Here is a 13,456-nt window from a genome sequence, read left to right on the forward strand (position 1 = left end):
TCGCTGCCGCGGATCCACACACGCAATATCTCTATCGTAGCGGGTAATCTGCGCTGTTATTTGCGGAACAGCGCTTTAGACTGGTACGCCGGCTCGCTTGTGACCTCCACCCCGAGATTACGGAACACGGTTTCGTCGACGGTTCCTAAAATTGTGGTAGTGTGCACGTCGCAGCCGCGCAGGTTTTTAATCTCGGCGAGCGCCGCCGCTGCAGCAGGGTCAGTGCCCGCAGAAACGCTCAGCGCAATCAGCACCTCGTCGGTGTGTAACCGCGGGTTTTTCGACCCCAGGTGATCAACTTTCAGGCTTTGAATGGGGCGGATCACCTCGGGTGACAGCAGCAACGCCTCGTCTGGCAGGCCAGCCAGGTGTTTCAGGGCGTTTAACAGCATAGCCGAGCAGGAGCCCAACAGCTCGCTAGTTTTACCGGTGATGATGGTTCCGTCGGCGAGCTCAATCGCGGCTGCCGGAGCGCCCGTGGCGGCCGCAATCTGCTGTGCGGGCTCGATAACCGGGCGAATCTGCGGGGTGATGCCAAGTTTCGTCAGTACCAGGCTGACACGCGCCGACTCTTCCGGCTGTAATTCGAGGCGTTTTTCCTGCACCAGCGCTTTATAGTAGCGTCGCACCACTTCTTGCTCCGCGGCACTGCGGCAGGCGGTGTCATCTTCGATGCACAGCCCCACCATGTTTACGCCCATATCGGTTGGCGACTGATACGGGCAAGACCCGGTGAGTTTTTCGAGCAGGGTTTTTAGCAGCGGGAAAGTTTCGATGTCACGGTTATAATTAACCGCTGACTCGCCGTACGCCTGCAGATGGAACGGATCAATCATATTGACGTCGTCAAGGTCTGCGGTGGCGGCTTCGTAGGCGAGGTTCACCGGGTGGTCAAGCGGCAGATTCCAAATCGGGAAGGTCTCAAACTTCGCGTAGCTGGACGTGATGCCGCGCTTGTGATCGCCGTAAATCTGCGACAGACAGGTTGCGAGTTTCCCAGAGCCGGGGCCAGGAGCGGTGACCACGATGAGATCGCGGGTGGTTGCAACCCAGTCGTTTTGCCCGAATCCGGATTCTGAAACCACCACATCTGTGTCCAGCGGGTATCCCGGAATCACGCGGTGTTCCGCGACGTGCAGCCCAAGGCGCTGCAGCCGCTCTTTAAACTTTTTGGCGGCGCTGTTTCCATCTTCAAACTGGGTGATTACAATGTTCTGCACCAAAAACCCGGCGGCGCGGAACACATCAACTAAGCGCAGCACATCTTCTTCGTAAGTGATGCCTAAATCAGCGCGCACTTTGTTGCGTTGAATGTCTTTGGCGTTAATTGCGATGAGGATCTCTAGCTCATCGGCGAGCTGGTGCAGCATCGCGATTTTGTTGTCGGGGGTGAACCCCGGCAGCACCCGTGAGGCGTGCATATCGTCGAACAGCTTACCGCCCATTTCGAGATAGAGTTTGCCGCCGATTTCTTGGCGCCGCTTCGCGATGTGCTCTGACTGCAGAGCGATGTATTTGTCTCGGTTAAAACCCTGTTTGCGCATCTTGTATCTCTCTTAACCCGATGTGCCTGTTGCGGCTCTGATTCAAGCCGTTTTCCTGGCACTGAACGTATCAATAATACGCACTATTGCGGCGGCGGATCACCCCAAACCGGTATTTTTCTGCTTGTCTTTAAAAGTCACAGTTGACGCTCAAAAAATGGGGCTAAGATTGTTTTCGTATCTCTCTCTTTTTGCTTTCGAGCTAACTTCAAGCTTTCCTTCGCGTCTGGCGCCGGCATTTTTCGGCGCGGGTAAGGCTGAGGGCGGCTAAGCCGCAGCTTAACCGCCCTCTCTCGTCTGCTACCGGTTATTTACTCGCTAACCGGTGGTTTCGGCCGTGCCGCGAATTCTTCGAAGCTAGCGCGCGGGGTCTTGTTGGCTTCGATCCCGACACCGTCGCGGTTCAGGAAGAAGTGGCCGATCCACCCGTTAAACACACGCAGCTTGCGCTCCCAGGTCGGGATTGCGAGGCCGTGGTAGAAGCGGTGCGCGAGCCACGCAAAGTAGCCCTTGAGTTTGAAGTTACCTGACTGGAACACGCCAGTGTTCAGGCCGAGACCTGCTACTGCGCCGGCGTTCTTGTGGTTGTATTCGGTCAGGCCTTCACCACGCAGGCTCGCCACGATGTTTTTCGCGAGCAGCTTGCCTTGGCGGACAGCGTGCTGCGCGTTTGGCACGCAGAAGCCGCCCGGGCCAGGGGTGCTTGAAATGTCTGGGGTCTGTGAGGTGTCGCCTGCTGTCCAGGCACCTGGCACCACAACACCCTCTTCGGTGGTTACCTGCAGGGTTGGGCTGCCGATAACATGGCCGCGTGGTCCAATAGGCAGGTCGGTGCCGCGCAGGAACGGACGTGGCATCACGCCAGCGGTCCACACGATCAAGTCTGATTCGTATTCTTCGCCGGTTGAGAGTTTGATGTTGCCGTCGGTGGCATCCTGCAGCTGGGTGTCGAGGTGAATATTAACGCCGCGACGGGTCTGGTCTTTTACCACCCACTCGGCGAGCTCAGCGCTCACCTCTGGCATGATCCGCCCCATAGCCTCAATCAGGTGGAACTTGGTTTCTGCGAAGTCGATTTCTGGGTAGCGGCTGAGCAGGCGGGTTGCGAAGTCGCGCAGCTCAGAAATGGTTTCGATGCCGGCAAAGCCACCGCCCACAACGGTTACGGTCAGCAAGCGGTCGCGCAGCGCAGAGCCCTTTGGCAGTGATGCTGCACGCTCGAAGTTACCCACGAGGCGGTCACGCACGGCTGCTGCCTCTTCGATGGTTTTCATGCCGATGGCGTTGTCAGCGATGCCCGGAATCGGGAAGGTGCGTGACACAGAGCCAGTGGTGATAACAATCTCGTCGTAGGCAAATTCCTGCTGTGACCCGTCGGCAACCAGCTCGATGGTTGCGGTTTTGGTGGCGTGGTTGATGCCAACCACTTTGCCGCTGATTTCGCGGGTTGATTTCAGGTGTCGGCGGCGTGAAACCACAGCGTGGCGCGGCTCGATTGAACCGGCAGCAACCTCTGGCAGGAATGGCAGATACTGCATGTATGGCAGTGGATCAACAATCGTCACCTCTGCCTCACCTGCGCGCAGGTGCTTCTCCAGTTTCCAAGCGGTGTAGAAACCAGCGTAGCCGCCACCAACAATAAGAATCTGCTTCACGATACTCCTTGAAATCTCCGTGTGCAAAACAGCAATAACACTCCCATCTTACCTGTTTACATGACCTACCGGAAAAGCCATAACATACGTTCTATTTCTGATTGAAAACTATGCTTCACGCTGACAATTAAACAGTTACAAAATTCATCGAAATGCTTGTTGATTTATTACACATTTCCTTTGTATAATTTTTTTTAATCACAGTCTTTCAAAGGAGAATATCATGATTACTACCTTCTCTAAATTAATATCAACACTACTCACTCTTTGTTTGCTCTCTGTCGTCGCAATCAACAGCTTGAGCTCCCCTGGTAAAGCAAACCAAAACATCAATTACAGCGATTCTGAAATTATCACAGCTGTCATTTTTCAAAGAGGTGTTCTATCTGAAGCGATTGACTACGGTGTGAATATTGAGGATTTTCTTAGCGCAGAGCAACTCGAAAGGTACGAAGCATTCGAGAAACACGTGGTAAATACACTTCTCACGCAAGAGTCTGAATCAACATCTGAATCGATAATGAAAATTCGCTCAGGCAACCCTTATGTAGTGGCAGAGGGTATAAAAGCGCTACATTCATCAACACTTGACATCGTAAAAGAAGATTTGAAACATATGTCTATGAACCAAGAAACGTATCCGTCGTGCGGATTTGCCGCCGTTTGCGCAGTTGTTTCTGTCGCCTTTGCAGCTCTCGGCGCAGCTATTTTTGCTGTGGTAGGTAACCTTGTCGTCGGATACAACATCGCTTTCAATCAAAACGGCATTGGCAAAAACACGGAAGACCCTTTTTATGACGACAAGTACTCCCTAAGCGAGAACGAATTTGTAAAAAGATTAACTGAAGCATTGAATTAACCGCCATGCGTGATAACTTAGCGATAGCTTTTTTCTTCTGCACTATCATTGCAACTACCGTATTATCTGCGGTTTTCTTCATCTCGAACAAAGCCCCCTCAAATGTTCTATTCCCTAAGCCCGAATCAAATCCCGCATATCACATCTCCCGCGCCTTTCCGCAAGGATGGGGATTTTTCACTAGGGACGCAAGAGAACCAAGCTTCTCAATAGCTTTCAAAGATAACGAAAACAAGTTCACGCAATGGACTCAAAACCCAACGTTCAGTTCAGCATATCAATTTGGCTTGAACAGAACTCCTCGCTTGATTATTAGTGATACCACCGAAATAGTTTCACAGATGACTGCTAAATCGGCTTGGAAAGATTGCGCATTAACGAAAAACCTAGATTTATGTGTCACAAATGCGACACCAGTGCAAGTAACTATTAACCCCATAGCATTCAAGACAGCCTGCGGAAAACAGTTTTTAATGATAAAACAAGAACCAATTCCTTTCGCCTATAGGTATTTTGACACTCCCAAGCAACAATCAGTTATCCTAGGGGAGCTAACATGCCCCTGATCTCAACCCGACGAAAAATAGCAGATTTCATCATTAACAACTTCGGGTGGCAACCATACAGCAACTTATTTATATCAGCTGGACGGTCACTTCTTGCTCTTAGCACTTTTCTCACGCTTCTTATAAACGATTCGAGTGTACTATTTCATTCAACACAGATAAACGAGAACTATTACGTAAACTGTCATGATGCCACCCGCTTAGGATTATTTTGCCTAATGCAAAACAACCTAGAAGGCGCACGAATAATTTTATTAATCATTACCGTTCCAGCAATTTTTGGATTATTGCCTGCTGTAAGCAGCCTATTGCATCTCTACGCTGCTTTTTCGGTATCAAATAACACCCTTGGGATAGAAGGCGGTGATCAACTAATTGTCAATCTGATTACCCTATTAGCAATCTCGAGCATTTGCGATTATAGATTAACCACATGGTTAACTATTAAACAAAATATCCCTAGACTTCGGTACATTCCAATAAACATTTTATATTGCTTTATTTACATTCAAGTATCATATGTTTATTTCGAAGCAGCAATTGCCAAAGCTGTCAACCCTATCTGGGGCGATGGGACTGCCCTGTGGTATTGGGTGCAAAATGACGGATTCGGTATATCCGCTGATGCCGAGAGATTGTTCCTTAACATACTATCAATGCCGATAGTTTCCGCGATAACAACTTGGGGAACAATTTTATTGGAACTACTTTTTAGCTTCTCAATTTTAGCTGCTAAAAATCAGCTTCTAAGATATACTATGGTCGCTTGTGCTATTAATTTTCATTTTATTATCGCAATAATTATGGGTTTAACCACATTTTTCATTTCCATGACTGGTGCTTTATTGCTAGTCGCCAGTACACCACTTTATCTGAAAATTAAAAACCCACTACAAGAGGAGACTCACCTTGTATAACAACTTTTTATATATCATTGTTATCGGGTTGCTCGCAGTTTTTCCTTTTATCGCTAACCTGCTGGCGTTGAAACTAGGGCAAAACCCTTTTTTTGGTTTGCGCACCGCCCGCACCACTGCTTCTGCAGCAGCTTGGCAACAGGTGCACGCCGCACTGCTGCCCCACAGTCTGCGGTTCGCAGTCGCTGTGGTAGCAACCACACTTTTAACGTTGATTTTGACGGTTAACTTCGCCTGGGCATTTGCGGTTTTCTTATGTGTAATCGCAGTCCTGCTAGTGCTGTACATCATCACCGCACTGCGTGCCGCCGGCAATGACAGCGCCGCAAAGCCAAACCTGGAAGGAAGGAAGTTAGCCGCGGGTGCCATCATCCTCAGCTACCCGCTGCTGGTGGTAATCGTCCGCTACCTGTTAGGCGACAGTGTCGCAGCAACGGTCGCAATCCACTGGAATAGTGCCGGCACAGCTGATGGTTTTGCACAGACCAACACTTTCTTTACCATCGGCTCTCTAATGGTGCTCGCTGCTGCGGTCGCTGGTTGTCTTACGCTACAGTTCCTCAAAAATCAGATTGCTGGCACTGTGCTGCTGGCTTTTGCAGCGTTAATCGCGGGAGCCACCGCTTCTCTCATTATCGCCGTACTGCTCAACGGCAGCAACGGCTATAACCTGATTACCGTGTTACCTTCGTTCTCGGCGCTTTACGCCCTGGCGCCGCTGCTGCCCAACCCATACGGGATTAAATTCAATCTCTCCAAGAGTAAAGAGCGATAGATACCCGCAACCGCTTCTGCAGCCGCCTGGCAGCGGGCATACACGGTTTAACTACAGTCGCGAAGGGTCAAAACCACTTGCAGCCAACGCAATATCGCCGATCGGGTTCACGCCGGGGCCGGCTGCGAGAGCGTGCCCGATGAGGGCGTGCAGGCATTTAACCCGCACCGGCATACCCCCTGCACTGACACCTGCGAGCTCGGGCACCTGGCCGACGCTGTCGCGATCCGCAATATAAGCGTGATGCGCTTTCTCGTACGCGGCGCGCAACTCTTCATCTTCTTGCAGGCGCTGGTTGAGCTCAGTCATGAAGCCCGCGGCTTCGAGGCGTGATGCTGCAGCGACAGCGTCTGGGTGGCAGAGGTAGTAAAAGGTGGGAAACGGGGTGCCGTCTTCCAACCGTGGCGCGGTTGCTACAACTGTTGGCACACCCTGCGCGGTGCGGGCCGCAATCGCCACCACCGAGCGCGCGGGGCGCCCCAGCTGCTCACTCACAACTGCGATGTCAGCCGCGGTAGGCGGGATAAATTTTTTGTCACTCAAGGCTTTACTCTTCCTGCTTCTTTTCTTCCTGCTGCTCTGCCGGCGCTTGCGGCGCCTGCTGCGTTTCCACTGCGGGATCGGCCGCCAACCCGGCAACCACAACTGAGGCTAGCAGGTTGTTTGTCCACTGCTGCTTCGCAGGGGTCAGCTCAGCGCTACTCACGCCCTCACGCACCCGTGGAATCTCGATGTCTTTAATGATTGCCAGTTGCGACTCTCCGGGAAGCACGTAGAACAGCCGGTCGCGAGCCTGGGCTTTGATGAATTCTGGGTCTTGCCAGTTTTCGAGGCTTTTGGTTTGTGCAGCAACCTGCTCTTGGGCGCGCTGCAGTGATTCGCGCATGGTGCGAATTTCTTGCTGCTGCTGCACGTAAACACTCATAGTGTGCGACAGCGTCACCATACCGATGACAAAGACACCGAAAAAGAGCAGGGTGTACCAGCCGAAGCGCAAGCTGCGCGCCCACTCGGCGATATCTTTGCCTAGCTTTTCAGCTTTTGAACTCATTGCGGTGTCCTTGTGAAAGTGCGAAGAGAGCGACGGCAGCGCCGCCGCTCTCTTGCAGGTTATATTTGTTTAATTAAGCGATAAAGCGCGGGAACGCAGCGGTGCCTGCGTACTCTGCTGCCTCGCCCAGCTCCTCTTCGATGCGCAGCAGCTGATTGTATTTCGCAACACGGTCGCTGCGAGCTGGTGCTCCGGTCTTAATTTGGCCGGTCTCGAAAGCAACCGCAAGATCTGCGATTGTGACGTCTTCGGTTTCCCCTGAGCGGTGGCTCATGATGGTTGTGTAGCCGTTGCGCTGTGCCAGCTTGATAGCGTCAGCGGTTTCGGTCAGGGTGCCGATCTGATTTACCTTCACCAGCAGGCTGTTACCTGCGCCTGCCGCGATGCCCTCTGCCAGACGCACCGGGTTAGTTACGAAGAGATCGTCACCAACCAGCTGCACTTTGTCGCCCAGCTCCTCGGTCAACTGCACCCAGCCTTCCCAGTCGTTTTCATCGAGCGGGTCTTCAATAGACACCAGCGGGTAGTTTGCCACCAGCTCTTTATAGTAGGCAGTCATCTCGGCGGCAGTGCGGTCTTTACCCTCGAAGCTGTAAACTCCGTCTTTGCAGAACTCGCTTGATGCCACATCAAGCGCCAGCGCAATGTCGGTGCCCGGGGTGAAACCGGCGCGACGAATCGCCTCCAGAATCAGATCAAGCGCCTGCGCGTTGTTTGCCAGGTCAGGGGCGAAACCACCCTCGTCACCGAGACCGGTGCTGAGGCCTTTCTCGTTCAGCAGTGCTTTCAGTGCGTGGTAAACCTCAACGCCCCAGCGCAGCGCCTCAGAGAAAGTCTCTGCGCCCAGCGGCGCGATCATAAACTCTTGAATGTCAACCCCGGTGTCTGCGTGTGCACCACCGTTGATGATGTTCATCAGCGGCACCGGCAGAGTGCAAGAGGTTGGCCCCCCAACATAGCGGAAAAGCGGCAGGTCAGCGGCAACCGCAGCGGCGTTAGCAACCGCCAGGCTCACCCCAAGAATCGCGTTAGCGCCGAGGTTTTCTTTGTTTTCACTGCCGTCAACCTCGATCAGCGCCTGATCGATAGCGCGCTGATCGTCTGCGTTCATACCCTCAATTGCTGGCCCCAGTACCCGGTGCACAGAATCAACTGCCTTGGTGACGCCCTTGCCCAGGTAGCGTGACTTGTCGCCGTCACGCAGCTCGTAAGCTTCAAACTCCCCGGTTGAAGCACCTGACGGCACAGCAGCCCGGCCCACTGAGCCGTCTGACAGCCCGACTTCAACCTCAACGGTTGGATTACCGCGTGAATCCAGAATCTCACGCGCAATGACCACGTCAATCAATGCCACTATTTGCTCCTTACAGTTGAAAATAGGCCTAATAACTATTTAGATATGCTTTAACGTCTCGGCAGGTGTTAGGAGGCTGCTAATTCCCGGTAATTCAACTCGGCGCTGTCTCGCATTTCCGGCTGCACACTGGCGACAGTTGTAACACCGTCGGCGCGCAACTGCGCAAACAGTGGCTTCATATTCTTTTGTCGCCACACAATCCGCACGGTTTTGCCGGCCGTTAGGAGTTGCTGTTTCAGCGCCAGCAGATCCCGCACCGCACATTCTTTATCGGCGATTAACGCCACGGTGTTATCGGCCGCGGCGTCAGGCAAAGCCACCAGGTCGATGATCCGCTCAAAGCCAATAGAGAAGCCAACCGCCGGCACCGACTCGCTCAAGAAGCGCCCAATCATGCCGTCATACCGCCCGCCACCGCCGACAGAACTACCGGATGCGGGGTGCGCAATCTCAAAAATTGTGCCGGTGTAGTAGCCCATACCGCGTACCAAGGTCGGGTCGAAAGCGATTTTCACGCCGCTCGGCAACCCCGGCAAAACCATCTCGCCGAGCGCCACCAGGTCAGCAACAACCTCCGGCGCGAGATCTGCTGGCAACACCGCCGCAATCCCTGCGGCGCTGAGTTCAATTGCGGTCTGCTGCTCCGTCACAGCCTGCAACAGCGGCCGTAATTTCGCGGCGGGGGCAGCGAACTCTGCGGCGCTCTCTGTCAGCTCCGCGATCACGCCAGCAACCCCGATTTTGTCGAGCTTATCGATTGTTATTAGCACCTGTTCCGCGGCACTCTCAGGGAAACCGCAGTAACCAAGCAGTGCCAGCAACAGCCTTCTATCATTGATGCGGATCACGCAGCCCGCTAGTCCGAGCCGATGCAGCACTGTGCTGGTGGCCGTAATCAGCTCAGCCTCCGCGAGCGGCCCGGCCTCGCCGATAATATCGATGTCTGCCTGCACGAACTGGCGATAGCGGCCTTTTTGCGGGCGTTCGGCACGCCACACCGGGCCGATGTGCACCGCGCGAAACACACTCGGCAGCTGCGCTCGGTTAGTCGCGTAGTAGCGCGCCAGCGGCACGGTGAGATCAAACCGCAGCCCTAAATCACACAGCTCGGCCGCATCACTCGCAGCGGCAAAGTCTGCCGGCTGCAAGGCGCGTTTCAAAATCGAAAACGACAGCTTTTCGTTATCGCCGCCGAGCCCGGCGTGCAGCCTAGCATAATCCTCAATCACAGGGGTTTCAATCTCGTCGAAACCGTGCGCCGCATAGACCTCGCGGATAATCGCTAATACCCGTTCCCGCTTAGCTTTTTGTGCGGGCAGAAAATCGCGCATGCCGCGCGGAGCATTTACCTGTTGAGCCATGCTTCTATTCTGCCAGAACCGGGCCTGACATCGCCGGTTAACCGTCAGCGGTTGCCACGATTACCTGGGCGAGGGTTGCGCGTAGCGCCTGATCAACATCTACGCCTTCTGCGGCGGCGCGCGTCACCAGCTCATATATTTCAGCGCCGTAAGCTGCCGCAGCGCTGTCAATTTCAAGGTTTTGTAGTGCGGCGCGCGGCTCCAACCCGGCACGGTGCTGCCGCTCCACTACCTTTTGGGCTTTCATCAGGCTTGGCAGCGCCGCGGGGATGCCGCGAAACAGCACAGACTGCGGCGCGGCTGCGGCGCTCTCGCCAACTGCGGCGGAGCGAGGGGCGGCAGTTTCACCCGCAGCCACACCCTCCCCCGCAGCCGCGCTGGCTTTTAGCTGCTCCCACATTTGAGTCAGCTCAGCAGCGGTTTTCGGGCCGAGGTCACCGAACACGTGCGGATGCCTGGCCCGCAATTTCGCCGCGAGCCGTTCCCCCACGGCGTTAATGTCAAACCCCGCCTCAGCTTGGCTCGCGAGGGCGCTGTGCAGCAGCACCTGATACAGCACGTCACCGAGCTCTTCCGCCAGTGCCTGTGGCCCCAGCTCGTGATCGACCGCGTCAGCAACCTCGTATGCTTCTTCAAGCAGGTAGCGGATCAGCGAGGCGTGTGTTTGCTCCCGATGCCAGGCGCAGCCATCAGCCGCGACCAGCTGCGCCACCACCTCGGCTGCTTCCGCAACCCCTGAAATCTCCGCCGTCATGCTTGCGCGCCCTGCAGCACTGCCGCCGCAGCCTCCCGCGCCGCGCCTGCATCATTCGCCGCGATCGCGGCCGCGGCCGCACGCTGGCAGGTTGCAAGATCTAGCTGCGCAAGGGCACCGCCCACAATCGGCAGCGCGGTGGCGGTCATCGACAGACTATTGACGCCGAGACCCACAAAAACAGCAGCAAGTAGTGGATCGGCCGCCGCTTCTCCGCACACCCCGACAGGGCGCCCGGCAGCTGCTTCGCCGACAGCCGCGATTGCCCGCAGCACCGCCGGCTGCCACGCAGAGTTCAGGTGAGCGAGCTCGGTTAGCATGCGGTCTGCGGCGAGGGTGTACTGCGCCAGGTCGTTGGTGCCGATACTGACGAAGTCGACGATTTCAAAGATTTCTGCCGCGCTGAGCGCTGCTGCCGGAGTTTCGACCATCACCCCGAGTTTCGCGCCGGCTGCTGGCAGCCCGGAAGCTGTTGCGGCGGCAACAAACTCTGCGGCCTCGGCCGGGGTTGAGATCATCGGCGCCATCACCCACGGTTCGGCCTGATGCTCAGCAGCAGCCGCCGCGATAGCCGCCAGCTGTTGCTCCAAAATTTCTGGGTACTCTGCGTAGATGCGCCAGCCGCGCACCCCGAGCGCCGGGTTTTCTTCGGCGGTATTGGTGACAAACGGCAGGGGTTTATCACTGCCCGCGTCGAGGGTGCGCACCACAACTTTTGCGCCGTCAAAGCCGGCAAAAACCTCGCCGTACGCGGTTTTTTGCTCAGCGAAGGTCGGTGCCGTGGTGCGCCCCAGGAAGCAGAACTCCGTGCGGAACAGCCCGACCCCCTCGGCGCCGCGCTCCACCGCCAGCGGCACATCATTAGCGCCGCCCACGTTGGCGAGCAGCAGCACCCGTTCGCCCGATGCCAGGGCACCGGGATCCTGCAGCGGCTGCAATTCGGTGAGCAGCTGCGGTTCGGTGCGAGCGGTGCGCTGTGCCGCAGCGTCCGGGCGCAGCACAACCTCCGCGCTGCTGCCGTCGAGCAGCACCTGGTCACCGTCTTGCAGCTGCGCATATGCTTGTGGATCAACCACCGCGGCAATGCCGTAGCTGCGGGCCAGAATCGCCGTGTGGCTGGTCGGCCCACCCTCCCCTAAAATCATGCCGAGGCAAGTTTGCGGGTCGAGCTGGGCGGTGTCGGCGGGTGCGAGGTCACGCGCCACGAGAATAAACGGCTGCGGCGACTGCGGCACAACCGGCAGCGGTTGCCCGGTGAGCCCGGCAACCACCCGATCACGCACGCTGCGCACATCGCTGGCGCGCTCCGCAAGCGCACCGCCAGATTTTTCGTAGTCTGTCGCAATCTCAGACGCTACCCGCCACACTGCGGCAGCTGCGTTCAGCCCGTCACCGAGCACCATCTCTTCGCTCGCGGCGCGCAGCGCAGGATCTGCGGCAAACATCGCGGTCGCCTGCAAAATTTCTGCGGTGTGGCCGCTGGCGGCGGCGGCCTGCGCGGTCAGCTGGGTTTGCACCTCGGTGAACGCTGCACCGAGTTTTTGCGCCGCCGCTTCGCGCGCCGCAGTGTCAGCAATTGTGGTTGCTGCGGGCTCACGCAGCGGTTCTCCCATGCGCAGCACCGGGCCGTAGACGCGTCCCGCGCTCACGCCGAGCGGGCGACGGCGCTTGGGCTGTGTGGCTGCTGGAGCACCGGCCGGCTCGCCGGGCATCACCTCGGCCGTGGTTGCAGCCGATGTGGAGGCTGCCGCGAGCAGCGCCGGATCCGCCTCATCAAAACCCTCGGCAATCAGCGCCGCAACCTCTTTCACCGCCTGCGCAGCATCTGCGCCACTTGCGGTGATTGTGACGGTTTCGGCCCCTTTCGTCGCTAACCCGGCAACCGCGAGCGGGCTCAGCGCCGCGGCGACCTTGCCGCGCTGGTTAATGATTTGCACCTGCGCATTAAAACCACCCGCGAGAGCCGCGATTTTACCCGCCGGGCGCGCGTGCAAGCCCAGCGGATTTACCAGCCGCACCTCGGCGGTAGCGCTTGGTTCGGGCGTAGCCGCCGGTGTCACGGCAGCCTCAGCACCGGATTCGGCGGTAGCGTTGTGTTGCGGCACGGCGGCCGGTTCTGCCGCAGGATCTGCAGCTCCCAGCTGGTCTAGTTTTGGCTCCAGCGCGGTGCGTGCCGCTGCGGCAACAGCGGCGAAATCCCCGCCGGTTGCGGCACGGACGGTGGCTGCTAACAGTCCCTCCACGAACGGCGCCGGCACAATCTGCACCTGCACCTCAGGGTCAGGCAAGAACTCCAGCGCCATCTCGGCGGAGAGCACTGCGGAACCGAGATCCACCAACACCACAACGCCGTCGCCCTGATCCACTGTCGCAATCGCCTCGGAAACCGCTACCGCGTCGGTGCCAAAGCCGCCGTCGGGAGTGCCCGCCGCGAGCGCCACCGGCGGTTTCTCGCCCGGGATCATTTCTAACGCCAGCTGCAATGCGGCCTCAGCCAAGGGCAAACTGTGTGATACCGCTACGATTCCGACTGTCATAATGTTAGTTCCTTAAAAATAAAACCACAGGGGTTTAGCGCCAGATTCAGCGCCGAAAAAAGAGGATGGCCGCCACCGGT

The 13,456-nt window shown here is 56.6% G+C and carries 12 protein-coding genes; 4 read left to right on the top strand and 8 right to left on the bottom strand.

The genetic code is table 11. From position 1 onward, the window contains the following. Positions 1 to 56: 56 nt before the first annotated feature. Positions 57 to 1,544, bottom strand: coding sequence for a DUF1846 domain-containing protein (locus tag F5897_RS03250; RefSeq protein WP_183304445.1), 1,488 nt, complete (start codon positions 1,542 to 1,544; stop codon positions 57 to 59). Positions 1,545 to 1,855: 311 nt separating this feature from the next. Beyond that, the gene (locus F5897_RS03255; protein ID WP_183304446.1) at positions 1,856 to 3,199 is read right to left on the bottom strand and encodes an FAD-dependent oxidoreductase; all 1,344 of its coding nucleotides are present in this window, start codon (positions 3,197 to 3,199) and stop codon (positions 1,856 to 1,858) included. Positions 3,200 to 3,422: 223 nt separating this feature from the next. Here F5897_RS03255 and F5897_RS03260 point away from each other — a divergent pair, with 223 nt between their 5' ends. The 4 genes from F5897_RS03260 (at position 3,423) to F5897_RS03275 (ending at position 6,316) form a co-directional block, all read left to right on the top strand. Beyond that, complete coding sequence (locus F5897_RS03260) at positions 3,423 to 4,058, top strand: sporulation delaying protein family toxin (RefSeq protein ID WP_183304447.1); 636 nt, start codon at positions 3,423 to 3,425, stop codon at positions 4,056 to 4,058. Positions 4,059 to 4,063: 5 nt separating this feature from the next. Continuing rightward, on the top strand, positions 4,064 to 4,624 hold the full coding sequence (locus F5897_RS03265; RefSeq protein WP_183304448.1) for an SdpA family antimicrobial peptide system protein: 561 nt from the start codon (positions 4,064 to 4,066) through the stop codon (positions 4,622 to 4,624). 218 nt (positions 4,625 to 4,842) lie between these two features. Further along, entirely contained in the window at positions 4,843 to 5,541 is a 699-nt protein-coding gene (locus F5897_RS03270; RefSeq protein ID WP_183304449.1) for a hypothetical protein, read from the top strand. After that, a complete protein-coding gene (locus tag F5897_RS03275; protein WP_183304450.1) occupies positions 5,534 to 6,316 on the top strand; it encodes an SdpI family protein in 783 nt (260 codons plus the stop codon). Before F5897_RS03270 ends, F5897_RS03275 begins: the two co-directional genes overlap by 8 nt. 51 nt (positions 6,317 to 6,367) lie before the next feature. Here the strand turns inward: F5897_RS03275 and F5897_RS03280 are convergent, their stop codons facing one another. The 6 genes from F5897_RS03280 to ptsP all read right to left on the bottom strand — a co-directional run bounded on the left by F5897_RS03280 (position 6,368) and on the right by ptsP (position 13,376). Beyond that, positions 6,368 to 6,859 carry a DUF501 domain-containing protein gene (locus tag F5897_RS03280; RefSeq protein WP_124825063.1) on the bottom strand — a complete coding sequence of 164 codons (492 nt, stop codon included), beginning with the start codon at positions 6,857 to 6,859 and terminating at the stop codon, positions 6,368 to 6,370. A 4-nt stretch (positions 6,860 to 6,863) separates the two neighbouring features. Next, positions 6,864 to 7,367 (bottom strand): FtsB family cell division protein, encoded by a 504-nt coding sequence (locus F5897_RS03285; protein ID WP_124825062.1) that lies wholly within the window; start codon positions 7,365 to 7,367, stop codon positions 6,864 to 6,866. 73 nt (positions 7,368 to 7,440) lie between these two features. Next, positions 7,441 to 8,721 (bottom strand): phosphopyruvate hydratase, encoded by a 1,281-nt coding sequence (gene eno / locus F5897_RS03290; RefSeq protein WP_124825061.1) that lies wholly within the window; start codon positions 8,719 to 8,721, stop codon positions 7,441 to 7,443. Positions 8,722 to 8,789: 68 nt separating this feature from the next. Beyond that, positions 8,790 to 10,085: a histidine--tRNA ligase gene (hisS, locus tag F5897_RS03295; RefSeq protein ID WP_183304451.1), complete on the bottom strand. Its 1,296-nt coding sequence runs from the start codon at positions 10,083 to 10,085 to the stop codon at positions 8,790 to 8,792. A 37-nt stretch (positions 10,086 to 10,122) separates the two neighbouring features. Next, positions 10,123 to 10,839 (bottom strand): MazG nucleotide pyrophosphohydrolase domain-containing protein, encoded by a 717-nt coding sequence (locus F5897_RS03300; protein WP_183304452.1) that lies wholly within the window; start codon positions 10,837 to 10,839, stop codon positions 10,123 to 10,125. After that, complete coding sequence (gene ptsP / locus F5897_RS03305) at positions 10,836 to 13,376, bottom strand: phosphoenolpyruvate--protein phosphotransferase (protein ID WP_183304453.1); 2,541 nt, start codon at positions 13,374 to 13,376, stop codon at positions 10,836 to 10,838. The genes F5897_RS03300 and ptsP overlap by 4 nt, the downstream gene beginning before the upstream one ends. Positions 13,377 to 13,456 lie beyond the last annotated feature (80 nt).

The sequence above is a fragment of the Canibacter oris genome (genome assembly GCF_014197205.1).
Taxonomy (GTDB): domain Bacteria; phylum Actinomycetota; class Actinomycetes; order Actinomycetales; family Microbacteriaceae; genus Canibacter; species Canibacter oris.

What these genes read in the sequence shown, in the direction of transcription:
- hisS (WP_183304451.1), bottom strand. Translation starts at nt 10,085, where the DNA reads ATGGCTCAACAGGTAAATGCTCCGCGCGGCATGCGCGATTTTCTGCCC.
- F5897_RS03285 (WP_124825062.1), bottom strand. Translation starts at nt 7,367, where the DNA reads ATGAGTTCAAAAGCTGAAAAGCTAGGCAAAGATATCGCCGAGTGGGCG.
- F5897_RS03270 (WP_183304449.1), top strand. Translation starts at nt 4,843, where the DNA reads ATGCAAAACAACCTAGAAGGCGCACGAATAATTTTATTAATCATTACC.
- F5897_RS03250 (WP_183304445.1), bottom strand. Translation starts at nt 1,544, where the DNA reads ATGCGCAAACAGGGTTTTAACCGAGACAAATACATCGCTCTGCAGTCA.
- F5897_RS03265 (WP_183304448.1), top strand. Translation starts at nt 4,064, where the DNA reads ATGCGTGATAACTTAGCGATAGCTTTTTTCTTCTGCACTATCATTGCA.
- F5897_RS03300 (WP_183304452.1), bottom strand. Translation starts at nt 10,839, where the DNA reads ATGACGGCGGAGATTTCAGGGGTTGCGGAAGCAGCCGAGGTGGTGGCG.
- F5897_RS03260 (WP_183304447.1), top strand. Translation starts at nt 3,423, where the DNA reads ATGATTACTACCTTCTCTAAATTAATATCAACACTACTCACTCTTTGT.
- ptsP (WP_183304453.1), bottom strand. Translation starts at nt 13,376, where the DNA reads ATGACAGTCGGAATCGTAGCGGTATCACACAGTTTGCCCTTGGCTGAG.